Source organism: Halegenticoccus soli (assembly GCF_002844195.1).
In the GTDB taxonomy this organism is placed as follows: domain Archaea; phylum Halobacteriota; class Halobacteria; order Halobacteriales; family Haloferacaceae; genus Halegenticoccus; species Halegenticoccus soli.
Window position 1 is genome coordinate 530,012 of the sequence record NZ_PEND01000001.1, and the last position, 16,366, is coordinate 546,377.

General features: G+C 67.9%; 12 protein-coding genes. 5 read left to right on the top strand and 7 right to left on the bottom strand.

The features are described from left to right. Positions 1 to 143 precede the first annotated feature (143 nt). Positions 144 to 2,018, bottom strand: coding sequence for an alpha-amylase family glycosyl hydrolase (locus CNO20_RS02745; RefSeq protein ID WP_101295007.1), 1,875 nt, complete (start codon positions 2,016 to 2,018; stop codon positions 144 to 146). Between the two features lie 395 nt (positions 2,019 to 2,413). Between CNO20_RS02745 and CNO20_RS02750 the strand changes: the two genes are divergently transcribed. Then, the gene (locus tag CNO20_RS02750; protein ID WP_101294484.1) at positions 2,414 to 3,298 is read left to right on the top strand and encodes an ArsR/SmtB family transcription factor; all 885 of its coding nucleotides are present in this window, start codon (positions 2,414 to 2,416) and stop codon (positions 3,296 to 3,298) included. Positions 3,299 to 3,395: 97 nt separating this feature from the next. On the opposite strand, the gene CNO20_RS02755 is transcribed toward CNO20_RS02750, so the two are convergent. From CNO20_RS02755 to CNO20_RS02770, 4 genes are all read right to left on the bottom strand, one after another. Further along, on the bottom strand, positions 3,396 to 5,558 hold the full coding sequence (locus CNO20_RS02755; RefSeq protein ID WP_449405036.1) for an alpha-amylase family glycosyl hydrolase: 2,163 nt from the start codon (positions 5,556 to 5,558) through the stop codon (positions 3,396 to 3,398). Positions 5,559 to 5,712: 154 nt separating this feature from the next. Then, positions 5,713 to 6,795, bottom strand: a complete 1,083-nt coding sequence (locus CNO20_RS02760; RefSeq protein ID WP_101294485.1) for a sugar ABC transporter permease — start codon at positions 6,793 to 6,795, stop codon at positions 5,713 to 5,715. Beyond that, positions 6,792 to 7,757: a carbohydrate ABC transporter permease gene (locus tag CNO20_RS02765; protein ID WP_101295008.1), complete on the bottom strand. Its 966-nt coding sequence runs from the start codon at positions 7,755 to 7,757 to the stop codon at positions 6,792 to 6,794. Before CNO20_RS02765 ends, CNO20_RS02760 begins: the two co-directional genes overlap by 4 nt. Before the next feature lie 8 nt (positions 7,758 to 7,765). Further along, positions 7,766 to 9,025, bottom strand: coding sequence for an extracellular solute-binding protein (locus tag CNO20_RS02770; protein ID WP_101294486.1), 1,260 nt, complete (start codon positions 9,023 to 9,025; stop codon positions 7,766 to 7,768). 283 nt (positions 9,026 to 9,308) lie between these two features. Between CNO20_RS02770 and CNO20_RS02775 the strand changes: the two genes are divergently transcribed. Next, positions 9,309 to 10,433: an ABC transporter ATP-binding protein gene (locus CNO20_RS02775; RefSeq protein WP_101294487.1), complete on the top strand. Its 1,125-nt coding sequence runs from the start codon at positions 9,309 to 9,311 to the stop codon at positions 10,431 to 10,433. 6 nt (positions 10,434 to 10,439) lie between these two features. Here the strand turns inward: CNO20_RS02775 and CNO20_RS02780 are convergent, their stop codons facing one another. Further along, positions 10,440 to 12,557 (bottom strand): DUF7997 domain-containing protein, encoded by a 2,118-nt coding sequence (locus CNO20_RS02780; RefSeq protein ID WP_233203879.1) that lies wholly within the window; start codon positions 12,555 to 12,557, stop codon positions 10,440 to 10,442. 216 nt (positions 12,558 to 12,773) lie between these two features. Between CNO20_RS02780 and CNO20_RS02785 the strand changes: the two genes are divergently transcribed. After that, positions 12,774 to 13,829 (top strand): TrmB family transcriptional regulator sugar-binding domain-containing protein, encoded by a 1,056-nt coding sequence (locus CNO20_RS02785; RefSeq protein WP_101294488.1) that lies wholly within the window; start codon positions 12,774 to 12,776, stop codon positions 13,827 to 13,829. Positions 13,830 to 14,062: 233 nt separating this feature from the next. After that, positions 14,063 to 15,559 (top strand): lamin tail domain-containing protein, encoded by a 1,497-nt coding sequence (locus CNO20_RS23175; protein WP_233203884.1) that lies wholly within the window; start codon positions 14,063 to 14,065, stop codon positions 15,557 to 15,559. 50 nt (positions 15,560 to 15,609) lie between these two features. Here the strand turns inward: CNO20_RS23175 and CNO20_RS22875 are convergent, their stop codons facing one another. Then, a complete protein-coding gene (locus CNO20_RS22875) occupies positions 15,610 to 15,756 on the bottom strand; it encodes a hypothetical protein (RefSeq protein WP_158237355.1) in 147 nt (48 codons plus the stop codon). A gap of 295 nt (positions 15,757 to 16,051) precedes the next feature. Between CNO20_RS22875 and CNO20_RS02795 the strand changes: the two genes are divergently transcribed. Next, a complete protein-coding gene (locus CNO20_RS02795) occupies positions 16,052 to 16,333 on the top strand; it encodes a PadR family transcriptional regulator (protein ID WP_101294489.1) in 282 nt (93 codons plus the stop codon). Positions 16,334 to 16,366: the final 33 nt, after the last annotated feature.

The window sequence follows — 16,366 nt, forward strand, 5'->3', positions numbered from 1 at the left end:
TTCCTCACTTCGTTCCGAACGGGACTCTCAATCGGATAGCGTCGGGTCACTCTGCTTCATCGAGACGCTCGACTGCATCGATCGCAGGATACCGAGACGACCGCCGGACCGCCGGACCGCCGCAGTCGAGAGTTCCGATCCGACTATCGCGCGCGCAGCACGGCGACGTCGCGGACCCGAACCCCGTCGTCGTCGCTCGCGTCGGTCCCGTCGAACAGGTTCTCGGTGTCGACGGGCCGCGCCGGCGTCACCGTCGCGGGGTCGACGCCGAAGTTCAGGACGACGACGAGCCGATCGTCCCCGCTCGCGCGCTCGTACGCGACGACCCGATCGGGATCCCCCTCGGCCACGTCGTGTCCGACCGGTTCGACGCTCGGGGCGCGGAGCGCCGGCTGCTCGTTCCGAAGCTCGACGAGCCGCCGGTGGAACGCGGTCAGCCCGGCGTCGCCGTCGTGCCAGCGCATCGTCCCGCGCCGCTCGGGGACGCCGCGCTCCTGCCCGTAGTAGAGCAGCGGCGCTCCCGGGAGGGTGAACGTCGCGGCCGCGGCCGCCCGCAGGCTGCCGTCGCCGCACTCCGTCGCGTACCGCTCCTCGTCGTGGTTTTCGACGTAGCGCATGTGGACCGCCTCGTCGGGGTAGCCGCGGCGTCGAGCGTCCGCGAGCGCGTCGAAGAGCGCCGGCGCCGGCGCGTCGCCGGTACCCACGTCCCGCAGCGCGAAGTACAGGTCGGTGTCGTAGTGGAGGTCGAACTCGTTCTCGCGGAAGGCGCTGTCCCGCGGGACGGTCTCGTCGAGCAGGAGGAAGTCCGGATCGTCGGCTTTCACGCGCTCGCGGACTTCCTTCCAGAAGCCGTGGGGGACCCCCCACGCCACGTCGCAGCGAAAGCCGTCGACCAGGGGCGCCCACGCGTCGATCACGTCGAGCATCCACCGCCGGACGGCCAGCGAGTCGTAGTTCAGGTTCGGTATCCTCGTCCAGTTGAAGTAGTAGCCGGGCGCGTCATCGCCGGCCCAGTTCACCCCCGACGCGTCCCGCTCGGCTGGGACGCGCTCGTAGCGGTCGGCGTAGTCCGGAACGCCCGCGCGGTGGAGCTGGAAAGCGGGGTGATCGCGCGAGGTGTGGTTGATCACGAGGTCGAAGATCACCCTGATGTCGGCCTCGTGGAGCCGCTCGACCAGCGACGCGAACTCCTCGCGGGTGCCGAGGTCGGAAGCGGTGTCGAACAGATCGGTGATGTGGTAGCCGTGGCGGGTGGGGCTCTCGCAGACGGGGGTCAGCCACACGGCGTCGACCCCGAGCCAGTCGAGGTAGTCGACGCGACGTTCGATCTCCGCGAACGTCGCGTCGACCGACTCGCCGGCGAACTCGCGGACGAAGATCTCGTACACGGTCGCGTCGTCGCGCCCGAGGGCGTCCCTGTCGTCGAGGTGAAACTCGACCGTCGGATCGCTCCCGTCGGGGGCGGCGCGGGCCGTCGCGGCGACGACGACCTCGTCGCCGTCGCGGCGTCCGTCGAGGCGGACGCGGGGGCGGCCGGGCCCCTCGACGACGGCCTCCGCGGTCGCGTACCGCTCGAACTCGTCGTCGAAAACGAAGATCGCCTCGTGCTCGCCCGGCGGGAGCGGCACGTCGAGCGCCCACGCGTCGCCCTCGCGCTCGGCGCGGTGGACGCCCATCGTGAAGTCGTTGAACGCCCCGATGACGGTCGCGCGTTCGACGCCGTCGAGGTCGCCGTTCGCGTCGGTCTCGTCCACGCGGAATCGGGCTTCCCGTCGGGGGTCCGGAAACGCCCGCACCGTGACTGCGTGCGTGCCGTCGGGGGCGTCCAGTTCGGCGACGTACGTGCCGGGCACGTCGGGCGCGAGGTGGACGACGGGGCCGTCGCCGAGAAGGGCACGGCTGTCCGCGGGCGCGTCGACGAGCCGCCACTCGTACGTCGCGTCGGGATTCGGGTCGCGCGGGGCGAGTTCGATCCGTTCGCCGACGCTCGTGAATCGGGGAGGACCGGGATGGTGCACGGTATCGGGTCGGAGCCGCGGCAGCCACATAAGGATCAGCAGAAGAACGGTTCTGTCCTCCGGAAGACAGGTATCGACGGCGGTCGCTCCGCGATCGGCCCGCGGCGTTCCGCGATCGCCGGCGCTCGGCCGACCGCGGCGGCGAGGGCGGACGCGCCCGGAACGGCGGACGACCGTGCGGCGTCCGACGGCCGCCGCTCGGGGGCGTTACTGCGCGGCGAGCCGCCGAAGATTTTTTCTGCCGCCGCTCGTTGGGGAGGGGCACCGTGCTGATCGGCCGGCGCGCGGGGCGCGAAGCCGCCGGCGGCGGGGCGCAACCGGACGCGGGACGCGATCGGGCCGGGCCTTCGAGTCGAACACCATCACTCATTACCGAGCGCCGCGCGATCCGAACTATGGGCGAGTTCACGGCCGACGCGAGCGCCGACGACGACGCGAGTGCCCGACATGCGGCGTCGGCGTTCCGGTCGCTCGCGGACGAGAATCGGATCGCGATCCTCCTCGCGCTCTGGGAGCACGAGACGCTGCCGTTCGCCGCCCTGCAGGAGAAAGCGGGGTTCGAGGACAGCGGCCGGTTCAACTACCACCTCGGGGAACTTCTCGGGCGGTTCGTCGAGAAGCGCGACGGGACGTACCGGCTGCGGGCCGCCGGGGCGAAAGCCGTCGACATCGTCTTCGACGAGCGGTTCGGCGAATCGCCGTCGCCCGTCGAGGCGTCGATCGACGCCGACTGCCCGGTCTGCGACGAGGGGCTCTCCGCCCGATACGAGGACGAGAACGTCTTCGTCGCGTGTCCGCGCTGCTCCACGACGGTCCACATGGGCTACTTCCCGCCGCGCGCGCGGATCGCCCACGAACCGACGGACCTCTTTCGGGCGTACGCCAGGCAGCTCTGGCGGGACTTCACCCTGGCCTCCGAAGGCGTCTGTCCGTACTGCCGCGGTCGAACGGCGACGCGCGTCGAGGTCGATCCGGACTGGTACCTGTCGTACCCGGCCGTCAGTCGGTGCGGCGACTGCGGCGTCTCGATCGGCACGACGATCGGGCTCCGCCTGCTCGCCGATCCCGCCGTCGTCTCGTTCTTCCACGATCACGGGGTCCGCCTCGGCGAGCGCCCGTTCTGGGAGTTCGACTTCTGCCTCGACGACGGCGACGTGACCGTCGCCTCGGACGACCCGCTGCGGCTCCGCGTCCCGATCCGGCGCGGCGACGAGACGCTGCTCGTGACCGTCGACGACTCCGCCGCCGTGGTAGAGACGGCGCGGATCTCGCCTCGGTGAGCGCGGGAGCGTTGCGACCGCGGCGAACGTTCCGCCCGCGGCCGCTTCTCGACCGTCCGGCGTCACCCGACTGGTCCGCCGCCCCCCCTCCCGGCCGCTACGTCCGCCAGTCGCCGACGTACTCGCCGGTCGAGTCGCTCGGCGTCGTGTACTGGCGGTCGGAGCCGGATTCCCACGTCACGGTCCCGTCGCCGTCGATCTTGACGAACTTGAACTCGATGGACGTCCCCGCGGGGACGTTGACGTCGTAGTACCAGGTCAGGTACTCGTGGACGACCTGATTGAAGAACGGCCCGACGGCCCGAGCCGCGTCCCACTCGCCCAGCTCGTGGACGTTCCCCGCTAGGTAGACGTTCTCTCCGATCGCTGTCTCCGCGTTGTCGACGACGAACCGGACGGAGACCTGCTCGGCCGTCAGCACCTCGAACCCCTCGAAGGCGTCGCTCTGCGCGCCGTCGGCGTCGACGACGGTGACGTCGTAGTACCCTCCCGCGAGCGGCGGGACGGTCGCCTCGATTCGCGCGTCGGTCCACGAGACGACCTCGGCCTCGGTCGAGCCGAACGTGACCGTCCCGGCGACGTCGCCGAACCCCTCGCCGCTGATGGTGACGGTGTGGCCCGTCCGCCCCATCGTCGGTCCGACGCGACCGAGCGCGGGTTCCGACGTGTTCCCCGCGTGCTCCCACACGCACACCGTCTGGGGGCCGAACGAGAACGCGTCGATCGAGCCGTCGCCGTTGACGGTCGTGCCGAACCCGTCGAGCACGCCGTCCAGGACGTCGGCGTACGAGCCCGGGGGGAGCGACGTGTACAGGTCGGTTATCTCGTACCACTCTCGACTCCGGTTGATCGCCACCAGCGCGACGTTGTCGCCGAACTCGCGTTCGTAGACGAACACGTCGCCGTTGAGCCAGCGCTGGCGGGTACCGCCGTAGGCGAGGGCCGGGTTCGACTGACGCAGCGGCGCGAGCTTCGAGAGCACCTCGTAGGCGGTGGTGGAGGTGTCGAACGCCGGCATCGGCTTTCGGTTCTCCGGGTCGGCACCGCCCGTGAGGTACTGCTCCGTCCCGTAGTAGACGGTCGGCGTCCCCCTCGAAGTCAAAAGCACCGCCAGCGCCATGTCGGTGTTGACGGTCTCTCCGCCCTCGACCGTGAACCGCGCCATGTCGTGGTTGTCGATGAACGGCACCTGATCCACGACCTGGTCGTGCTCGTCGGCCGTCTCCCGGAGCACGTCCCAGAACCCGTACCAGTCGTCGGTGAAGTCCCGCAGCACCTGCCGTATCTCCTGGCCGAATCGGAAGTCGAGCAGGCTCATCCCGCTGTCGTTCGAGAAGTCGTAGTAGCGCCGGTTGTACTCGTCCGCGCCGAGGAACCACTCGCCGAAGGTGAAAACCGGCCTGCGGTCGTAGATCACGTCCATCAGGGTCTTCTGCCACTTGGGCGGCATGTGAGCGACGGCGTCGACTCGAATTCCGTCGATACCCGCGTCCAGCCACTGCTTGACCGCGTCCTTCAGGTACCGGTCGACGTACGCCTCCTGCTGGTCGAAGTCGGCGAGGTCGTACAGGTTGCGGTAGATCTGATCCTCGTAGCTGGAGTAATCGGTCCCGCCGTTGTGGTGGAAGTACCCGTTCGGATCGTCGCTGTAGGACGCGACGTACGCGTCGTCGTCGTAGAGCACCCCGTCTTCGAGTTCGCCGTCGGCGGTCGACGGGGAGGTGTGGTTCGGGACGAAGTCGATCACGACCTTGATGCCGTTGTCGTGGGCCGCGTCGATCAGCCCCTCGAACGCGGCCGCGTCACCGAAGAACGGGTTCGGATCCTTGAAATCCCGCGCCCAGTAGCCGTGGTACGACGTTCCGGCGTCGGAGTCGACCGAGGTGACGTTCTCGAACGGCGGGGACACCCAGACGGCCGTGATTCCCATCCCGGTCAGGTACCCGTCCTCGATCTTCTCGACGATCCCCCGCCAGTCGCCGCCGCAGTACTTCCGCAGGTTCGAACAGCCGCTGCTGTAGAGTTCTCCGTCCGGATTGTTGGCCGAGTTGCCGTCCAGAAAGCGGTCAGTGACGATCTGGTAGATGACGTCGTCCGCGTAGTCGACGCTGCTACCGGGGTCCGCCGCGGCCGCTCTCGCCGTCTGTGCGACGAACGCCAGATCCGCTTTTTCCGCGGTCTCGTCGTGCCGACGAGACCGACCGTACCCAGACCGAGTGCCTTGAGGAACGTTCGACGATCGAATGTCATCGTAATCTATGTAGAACTAATTCGTACAACGTTTATAACTATTTCCTAGCCAATAAATAAGGTATTAATTAATCGGACCAATTTGAGAAACACTCCGACATCCGGTCCGTCGCGGCCGAAGGAGGGCGACGTACCGTCCGCGAGCCGGTCGAGATCGTCGGCCGCTAGCCCTCCATGCCGCTGAAGGAGAGTCCCCCCTCGATGTACCGCTGTGCGAACAGGTAGACGAGCACGATGGGGGCCGCGAACGTGAGGGCGAACGCCGAAAAGCGCGCCCAGGGGATGGAGTACTCGCTGACCAGCGAGAACAGGCCCACCGGGAGCGTGTAGTTCTCCGTCGACAGCAGCGTCTGGGCGACGACGAACTCCGTCCACCCCGTGAGGAACGTGAAGATGAACACCGTCGCGAGCCCCGCCGCCGACAGCGGGATGATGACCTCCGTGACGACGCGCCACGGCGGCGCGCCGTCGACGACGGCCGCCTCCTCGTAGGAGACCGGGATCCCGTCCATGTACGTCTTCAACAGCCACGTGTTGAACGGGACGGCCGTCGCCGCGTAGTAGACGGCGAGCGCGAGTTTGCTGTCGTTGAGACCGATCTGCACGTACACGGCGTAGAGGCCGATGAGCAGCGCGATGCCGAGGCCGCCGCCGACCTGCGTCAGGAGGACGTAGGTGAACAGGATCTTCCGCCGGAAGATGAACTTCCGCCGCGACAGCGCGTACGACGCCGGCACGATGAGGCACATCGCGATGGCGACCGTCGGAATCGAGACGGTGAGGCTGTTCCAGAAGAACCGCTTGAACTCCGAGGCCCCCTCGACGCCGTAGTCGGAGACGTCGAGGAAGACGATCTCGGGGGTTTCGAACACCACCGCGAGGTCGGTCAGCGGGACGTTGACGGCGACGGCGTACGCCGGAACGACGAGGTCGCCGACGACCCAGAGGAACGGGCGCAGCGACGGGTCGTCGGGCAGCAACCGCAGCCCGCCCGACGAGTAGATCGACCCGCCGGAACCGGAGAGCGCGGCCATCAGGATCCAGTAGATCGGGAACATCAACCCCGCGACGAGCAGCAGCGCCCCGAGGGTCGCGCCGACCGTCTTCAGCGGCTTCGACGGGGGGATCTCGCCGCGGCGGACGCCGCCGACGGTGTACCTGATACCGCGCGCGACCTCGACGGGCGCCGACGCGGCGTTCCGGGCGTCCTCCTTCAGCTTTCGTCCGACCCCGCTCAGGAGGCTCACGAGTCGCTCACCCCGTCGGCGAGCTTCCCGCGCTTGACGTTCAGCCACATGAACGCCCCGATGAAGGCGACCGCGATGATGGAGATGGCCGCGCCCTCGCCGTACTCGGCGAACGAGAAGGCCTCGCGGTACCCGTAGACGACGACGAGCTCGTTCTGCCGCGCCGGTCCCCCCTCGTTGAACACGTACGGGATGAGGAACTGCTGGAACGACGCCGCGGCCGTCAGAATCGAGGCGAAAAGCACCGGGCGCTTGATCGAGGGGAGCGTCACGTGGAGGAACCGCGAGACGTAGCCCGCGCCGTCGACCATCGCCGCCTCGTGCAGTTCCTCGGGGACGTCCTGCAGCGCGCTCACGGTGATGATGACCATGAACGGGTAGGCGAGCCACGCCTCGGTGACGTTGTAGGCGACGAACGCCATCCAGCGCTCGCTCAGCCACGAGACGGTCCCCATCCCGAGCGAGCGGAGTATCTGGTTCGCGAGGCCGAACTCCGCGGAGCTGAAGATGCCGCGCCACACCGTGATGGTGAAGATGGCCGGCAGCCCCATCGGGAGGATGATGAGAGAGCGCATGAGGCGCTTGCCGCGCACCCGGTCGCCAGTGACGACGAGCGCGATGCCGACGCTCAAAATCAGCTTCAGCGTGACGCTCGTCGCGACGATCAGCCACGTCACGCCGAAGGAGTTCCAGAACGTCGGATCGGTGAGGACGCTGACGTAGTTCTCCAGCCCGACGAACGTCGCCTCGCCGAACGTCAGCACCGCCAGCGCACCCTCGCCGGCGAACAGGTTCGCGGGCTCGGCGTTCGTAAAGGAGATGCCGACGAGGTACAGCACCGGGAACAGCATGAACGCCGAGAAGACGAACAACCCGGGGAGGACGAACAGGAGGGACGCGTCTCGTCTGTCGAGGAAGGGGACCTCCTCGACGCGGCGGGCGACGCGCGAAACGGTGCTCACGAGCGCGCTCACCCCCAGTTACTGCGGATTTCGTTCGCGGCCTGCTTCATCGCCGATTCGGGCTCGGCGTCGCCGTTGAACATCTTGGTGAGCGCGTTCTTCACCGGGTCCCACACCTTGTTCATCTTCGGGTCGCTCGGCATCGGGACCCCCTGCTGGACGGTTTCGGAGAACCCCTGTACCGAGTCGGGGAGCTCGTCGCCCTCGACGAGGCTTTCGAGGACCGGGATGCTCCCCTGCTCCTCGGCGTTCCGCAGCATGAGGTCCTCGTTCGTCGCGTACCACTCGACGAAGTCGAACGCGGCCGCCGCGTCGTCGCCGCCGTCCTCCATCCCCTTGGCGAAGTACCACATCGTGACGCCCGTGTAGGGGGTGGGGCTTCCGCCCTCGGGAGTCGGAAGCGTCGCGACCTCGTAGTTGACGTCCTTCTCGTTGAGGGTGGAGAGGTACCACGGGCCGTTGAACGCGAACGCGGCGTTGCCCTCGGCGAAGGCGGACGACTGCGGTTCGTACTCGGGATCGTTCGGCATGTAGGGGTTGAAGTTCTCCACGGCGAACTCCGCGCCCCGGATCGTCGCCGGGTTGTCGACGCCGAGTTCGTCGTCGCGCTCCGGGTCGAAGAGGTAGCCGTCGAACGCCTGTAGCCATCCACTGAGGAAGTAGGGGTCGGCGAAGGGGTACCCCAGCCCGTACTGGTTGCTCCCCGGGTCGTGGAACTCCTCCATCGCCGATTTCATCTCCGCCACCGTCTCCGGCGCTTCGTCGACGACGTCCGCGTTGTAGATGAGCGCCACCGTCTCCGCGTCGTGCGGGAGGCCGTACACGTTCCCCTCGAACTGGACGGCGTCCGCGGCCGCCTCGGTGAACTCGTCGAGACTGACGTTCAGTTGGTCGCTCCGGTCGACGAGAAACCCGCGCTCGGAGTAGTCGCCGACCCAGTCGTGGGCCCACTCGAAGGTGTGCGGGCCCTGTCCGGCGGGGATGGCGCTCGTCGTCTTCTTCGCCATGTCCGAGATGTCCGAGTGGTCGACGCTGTGGCCCGTCTCGTCCTCGAACCGCCGTATCGCCGCTTCGCGCTCGTCCTTTTCCGACTCGGACAGCGAGTACCACACCGTCGCGGTGCCGGACGGGCCGGACGAACCGGAGCCGCTTCCGTCGCCGGACGAACCGTCCGATCCCTGCTCCTGTACGCTGACGCACCCGGAGAGCGCGCCGAGCGCGCCCGCGACGCCGACCTTCTTGAGCACCGTTCTGCGATTCGTTGTCATGCGTGAATATCGGATGAATAATTAGTTCACATATTAAACCTTCGGGTATGACACGATCTTTCGTCACGCTCCGTTTCGGGGCGCTGAGGGCGTGAAAGCGCCGATTCGCCGTTTTTATTCCCGGACGGGTGGACAACCGGGAAAACGGAGACGCGGGATTACACCGGTTGAGCTCTCGGAAACCGGTCTGGCCGCTCGGTCGTATATTCGGTACGAAATCGTACTTCACAAATCGAATCGGGAGGGCAAGAATTAGACTCCGGGATTTCCACTCGTGGAGACAATGGGAACTGTCACGCTCGATGGTATCAGAAAGGAGTTCGACAACGGCCGGATCGTCGCCGTCGACGACCTCTCGTTGGACGTCGAAGACGGGGAGTTCGTCACGGTCGTCGGCCCGTCCGGCTGCGGGAAGTCGACGACGCTGCGGATGGTAGCCGGCCTCGAACAGCCGACATCGGGGCGAATCCTCATCGACGGCGACGACGTCACCGACGTCCACGCCCGCAAGCGAGACGTGGCGATGGTGTTCCAGAACTACGCGCTGTACCCCCACAAGACCGTCAGGCAGAACATGGCGTTCGGCCTTCGGATGAGCACCGACCTCCCCAGGGCCGAGCGGGAGGAACTCGTCCGCGAGACGGCCGAGATGATGGGAATCGAGGACCTGCTCGACGACAAGCCCGGCGAACTCTCCGGCGGGCAGAAACAGCGCGTCGCGCTGGGGCGCGCCATCGTCCGCGAACCCGACGTCTTCCTCTTCGACGAACCGCTGTCGAACCTCGACGCGAAGCTGCGGACGACGATGCGGACCGAGATCCAGCGACTGCAGAACGAGCTCGGCATCACCTCCATCTACGTGACGCACGACCAGGAGGAGGCGATGACGATGGGCGACCGCATCGTCATCCTGAAGGACGGCGAACTCCAGCAGACCGGCGCGCCGACGGACGTGTACGAGAACCCGGCGAACCGCTTCGTCGGCGGTTTCGTCGGCTCGCCGTCGATGAACTTCGTCGACGTTCGGGCGGCGGTGACGCGCGACGAAGTCCGCCTCTCCGACGGGACAGGGCGGTTCGAGTACCGCCTCCCGGCGGCCGACTACCCGTCGATATCGGACGGCGACGCGCTCACTTTCGGCGTCCGACCCGAGGACGTGTTCACCGCCGAACCGGCGTCGGGTATCGAGACGGCCGTCGAAGTCGTCGAACCGGTCGGCAGCGACAACTACCTCTACCTCGATCTCGGCGACGACTTCATCGCCCGCGTCGACTCCGACGTCGAACCCGACCCGGGCGACGTCATCTACGTCGGCTTTGACGAGTCGGACGTCCACCTCTTCGACGCTCGGAGCGGCGGGTCGCTCGCGTTCGAACGCGGGGAGCCGACGCCGGCGCCGTCGGCGTAACCGACGCTACTCGGTCGCCGGGACGGTCGCCTCGTCGGCGTCGACGCCGTCGATATCGTCGGTGCCGCCGGTGCCGCCGAGCATTCCGCGCTCGTCCATCAGCGCCACCGTCGCCAGTCGGAGCGCGTGCGGCCACCCGAGCGGCGTCGCGCTGTCCGGCGTGCCGTCGTCGAACAGCTGTTCGGGGAGGTAGCCGGTGTCCGCGCAGAGCGGGCCGTCGGGGAGGACGAGCGCCAGCAGTTCGCGGGCGATTCCGGCGAACTCGGCGGCGCGGTCGTCGCCGCGCTCCGAGAGCAGCGCGGCGAGACTCGCCGCGGCGTGAGCGCCCCAGGCGGTCGAGACGGTCCACACCTTCTCGCTTTCCTGCCCGCGCCGTCTCCACTCGTCGCCCTCGTAGCGGACGAGCCCGGCCACGTCGCCCTCGTCGGACTCGTGCCACAGACCGTCGACGGTCTCACGGACGTGCGAGACGAGCCGCGCTATCCGCTCGTCGTCGACCTCGCCGACCCGCGCGTACGTCAGGTGCGCGCTCGCGAGCGCCAGCGCGGCGGAGTCGTACCGCTCGTCCAGGTCTCCAGCCGCGTACGCGCCGTTCTCGGCGTCCTCGTGGTACTCCCGGAGCGCGTAGACGCCCCGTTCGGGAACCCACAGATCGTCGACGCTCTCGTACACCTGGTGGGCCCGATCGGCCGCCCGAGCCGCCGCGTCGCCGTCGCGGAGGTCGGTCGCCGCGAGCGCGGCGTACGCTTCGAGGAACGTCGCCGTCGTGTGGGAAAAGCGGCCGATCATGTCCTCCCAGGCGTTCTGACAGGCGACCGGGCGACCGTCGTCGGCGAGCGTGTCGTCCAGTCCGTCGAGCGCCGCGACGAGCGCCGCCTCGATCTCCGCTTCGAGTCGGCCGTCGACGTCGTCGAGCACCGCCGCGAGGAACGCGATGACGCTCCCGGTCTGGTCGGCCTGGTAGTCGAGATCGTCACCCGCTTCGAGGCGACCGTTCGCCCAGCCGGGCGCGAGACTGCCGTCGAACGGCCAGACGCGGTGGGGCCACGTCCCGTCGTCGCGCTGGGTCGCCACGTACGCCCGGGCGCTACGCGCGGTCCACCCGTCGAGCGAGAGGCCGAAGTGCTCGGCGGCGTCGCGGACGAACAGCGAAATTTCGGCGTCGTCGCGGAACCAGGTGTAGCCGTACCCGCCCGAGTGAGCGAAGTGCGGGTCGAAGTCGGGGCCGGCGATTCGGAGACCGGTTTCGGCCGACAGCAGCCCCAACACCCTGAGATCGGTCGTCAACGCGCCGTCGTACGGAAGGTCCGACGGTACCTCGACCGGCGTCTCGGCGGCCGCGGCCCGCCGGAGCGTGTCGACGTCGTCGTACGCCTCTGTCAGCTCGGCGATCCGGGCCAGCGCCCGCTCGCGCGGCGTCTCGGTTTCGTTCGTGAGGAGCGTCACGAGCGTCGACCCGCCGGATTCGAGCGGGAGGAAGACGACGAGGCCGCCGCTGAGGCGGTCCTCCTCGTAGCGATCCTCCGAGAGCGGGCGCGGCAGGCGGACGGGATCGGCGGCGAGCACCTCCTCGAACCGCGCCGGCACCTGTCCCCGAACCTCCGCGAATCCGGTGGCGGATCCGACGAAGTCGTGCTCGTCGGTGTGGTACACCTCGATGGCGTCCTCGTGGCGAAGCTGCCCGATTCGGGTGTCCTGCGCGTTCGGCGCGAGGTCGAGGTACGCGACGAGCTCCGCGTCGGCGTCGCGCGCCTCGTCGCCGCACTCGAACCGCGTCAGGTGCGCGTCGCCCAGCGCGAGATCGTACTGCACCACGGCCTCGTCTTCGCCGACGTGTTCCGTCACGACGAGCGCGGTGTCGCCGTGGTACGCCTGCGAGCCGACCGCGAACTCGTCGAACCACGTCACCTCGCCGCCGCGTCGAAGCCCGAATCGGGAGCGTTCGACGCCGTTCAATCCCGTCAGCGGATACCCGAAGTCGCGGAGCGACCCGTCTCGGTCGACGTGGACGAGCCGGCCGCCGAGCCCCGAAAACAGCCCATGGGTCGACCGGCGCTCGCCCGGAAACCGCGTGTCGTGCCCCTCGTTGCGCTTGTAGTCGTCGAGGGCGTCGCGCAATTGCATCGAGAGACGAACGTCGCCGCAGGGATATAAGCGTGATGTAAAAGTCGTTCACAAATTTGATCCCCGTTCGGTTCCCATTCGATCCCCGTTCGATCCCCGACGACCCTGCCGCGGCGCGATTTCCGGCGTCGCGCCCGACGCCGGTGCGCCGATTCCCCCGGTCGGCGCGCCTCTCGTGACCGACCGATGTAAATAGAGTCCTGAATTGGTACGCGTATGAACGACACGGCGCTCGCGGATCTTCTCCGGCAGTTCGGGCTCTCCGGAAAAGCGATAGACACGTATCTGACTATCCTGGAGCACGGTGAAGCGAAGGCGAGCACCATCGCCGACGCCGCCGGCGTCTCCAAGCGCTACGTGTACAGCATAAGCGAGACGCTCGAGGACCGGGGCTTCGTCTCGGTGAACGATCACGTGGTCCCGACGACCATCCGCGCGAACCCGCCCGCGGACGTCGTCGGCGCGCTGAGCCGCGACCTCGAGACGATGCAGCCGGCGCTCGAAGCGCGGTACTCGGAGACCGAACCGGCGGACGATCGGTTCGAAGTCATCAAATCGCGCGTGACCGTGTTGAAGCGGATCCGGAGCCACATCGACGACGCCGACGACGAGGTGACGCTGTCGATCCCGAACGCGCACCTCGGCGAGGTCGCAGAGGAGCTCGAGGCCGCGGTCGACCGCGGCGTGCTCGTGTTGCTCGTCGTCACCGGCGTCGGTCCGCAGTCGGAACTCGACTTCGACGGGATCGCGAGCGTCGTGCGCGCGTGGACGGAGCCGATGCCGACGATGCTGACCGTCGATCGCCGCGTGGGGCTGGTTGCGCCGACCGAGATGGTCGTTCGCACGAACAGCGACGCGAGGGCGATCCTGTTCTCCGAACGACGGCTGGGTCCGGTCATCGTCGGCTCGTTCCTCGGGAACTACTGGCCGATGGCCGAGGAGGTGTACGCGACCGAGGCGGCGTCGCTCCCGCGAACGTACCGCAACTTCCGACACGCGGTACTGCAGGCGACGCTCCACCATCGATCGGAGACACCGCTTTTCGTTCGCGTGCGCGGGAGGCGACTCCCCGAGGGCGATCCCGCCGAACTGGGCGGGCGACTCGTGGACGTGCGCCAGGGGCTGCTCGCTCCGGCGAACAACTCCTTTCCGGTCGAGAACTCCCTGGTTCTCGAAACCGCCGACGGCGTCGTCACCGTCGGGGGCGGCGGCGCGTTCGTCGAGGATTTCGAAGCCGACGAGGTGATCCTGGACGTCACGGAGGAGCCGTAGCCCGGGCGCCGGGGCGCTCGAAAGCCGCGGTTCGGCCGCACCCGGCCGATCGCTCGGACCGCGTCGCCCGTCGGAGACGGGTCCGTAGGTGCGATCGGAGAACGGGGTCTATCAGGCATCCCGACCGCGGCCGCCGGACGTGAACTACTCGTATCAGGTCTTATTACGTATACTTCAAACTACCAGTTAAAATATGAAAAGTGTTTATCCACCGTGGTTGTCTGGTTGCGACCGTGAATTTCGCCGAGCGGATCCCCGGGATGAAACCCGGGGCGACCGGACGGAACGCCGCCGTCGCGATCGGGTATCTGTTACTCTTCCCGTTCGCGCTCGCGTGGGCGATCGGGACGAACCGGTACGGACTCGCCGATCGGCTCGCCCGCGCGCCCGGGATCAGCAGGGGCGGCGGGCTGAAAACCGGCGTCGTCGCCTTCGCGTACGTCGCCGTCGCGCTCGCGGTTCTCGCCGCCGGGCTTCCGTCGGACGGGACGGGAGCCGAAACGCCGGCTTCGGACGCGCCGGAGACCGGGACGGCCGAAGCCTCCGACCGGAACGCCGCCGGTACGTCGACGCTGTCGTCGACGGGGACCCCGTCCTCTTCGAGCGCCCCGGCGTCGGATCGGTCGGTATCGGATCAGTCGGCGTCGGACTCGTCGGCCTCCGGTACGCCGGCGGCGGACCGATCCGAGACGTCGTCATCGTCGGAGGGACCGCCGTCGCCGAACGACGCCAGCTCCCCGCAGTCGACGGCCGCGTCGACGGAGACGAGGGGGCCGTCGGCGGGGGCGTCCGGCTCCGAGACGGAGTCCGCACCCCCGACGGAGGAGACGCAGACCGCCGCCGACTCCGACGCGTCGAGCGACGAAGCGCCGCCGTCGAGCGGCGCGGACGCGCGCCGGGCGACGGTCGTCGAGGTCGTCGACGGGGACACGTTGAAGCTCCGGTTCGCGGACGGAACGCGGGAGACGGCCCGCCTCCTCGGCGTCGACACCCCCGAGACGTACGGCGAGAACGACCCCGAGGAGTTCGAGGGCGTCCCGAACACCGACGCCGGCGAGCGGTGCCTTCGAGAGCGCGGCGAGGCCGCGACGGCGTTCGCTCGCGAGCGGCTGCTCGGCGAGGAGGCGACGATCTCCTACGACGAGAACGAGGGGAAGCGCGGATACTACGGCCGCCTGCTCGTGTACGTCGAGCACGACGGCCGGTCGTTCAACTACCGGCTCGTCGACGAGGGCTACGCGCGGGTGTACGACAGCCAGTTCGAGGAGCGCGACCGATTCTACGCGGCCGAAGCGAAGGCGCAGGAGCGGGGAGCCGGGGTCTGGGAGTGCCGCGACGTCGGAACGCCGACCCCGACGCCAGCGCCGACGTCCACGCCGATTCCCGATGGCGGATCGGCCGGCGAGCTGACTGTGTCCGAAATCCGCGAGGACGCGCCCGGAAACGACCACGACAATCTGAACGGGGAGTACGTCGTCTTCGAGAACACCGGCGATTCGACGCTCGCCCTGAGCGGCTGGTCCGTCTCGGACGAGGCCGACCACACGTACCGCTTCCCGCAAGGCTTCACCCTGGAACCCGGTGCCGAAGTGACGCTCTACACGGGGAGCGGAACCGACTCGGCCACGGAACTGTACTGGGGTTCCGGATCGGCGGTCTGGAACAACGGCGGAGACACGATCTACGTCCGCGACGACAGCGGCGACCTCGTCGCGAAAGAGGCGTACTGAGGTCGGGAATCGCCGGCTTTCCGGCGATGCTCTCTATCGGACTACCGACGTCACGCGCGGTCGCGCCGCCACGCCGAGGTGATGTGACAGTGATAGCAGACGGTGAGGGTTCGTCGAATCTCGTGGACGTAGATGTCGCTCGCGTTCTCCTCGCTGCCGCCGCACACGTCGCACTCGCCGTATTGGTTCTCGACCATAACAAAGAAATTAAGGACAAATTATCTTAGTTTAATCGATTTAATCCGAGCCAATTCGCGCTCGGATTCCGTCGGTTCCGCCCGTGATCGCTCCGGGAGCGATCCCAGCGCCGTGGGCCGATGACGTCGACCGAATCATCCCCCGACGGCTCGCCGTCGGTCCGGGCGCAGGCGATACCGACGGTCGTCCGCGGTCCGGGTGTGGCGTTCGCGACTTTTTCACGCGGAGTACGACCGGGATACGGCGAAAAACGGGTGAATAACAATAGCTACGCGGGTTTCTTATTCTATTTCAATGTTCGAACTCAGCGGGTTTCAGCGCGATCTCCTCGTCGTGATCGCGGGATCAGAAGAACCGTCGGGCCAGGACGTAAAGGAGGAGCTCGAAACCGTGTACTCGGGGGAGATCAACCACGGTCGGTTGTACCCGAACCTCGACACGCTTCTCGACCGGGGGTACATCGAAAAGGGGACGATCGACCGGCGGACGAACTCCTACTCGATCACCGATCGGGGCGAGAGAGAGCTCCGGAAGTGGAACGAGTGGAAGGAGGAGGCCGCTTCGAACGCGTTGTAACCCCGTAGCCGGCTTCCCACTTCGTCCGCGAGC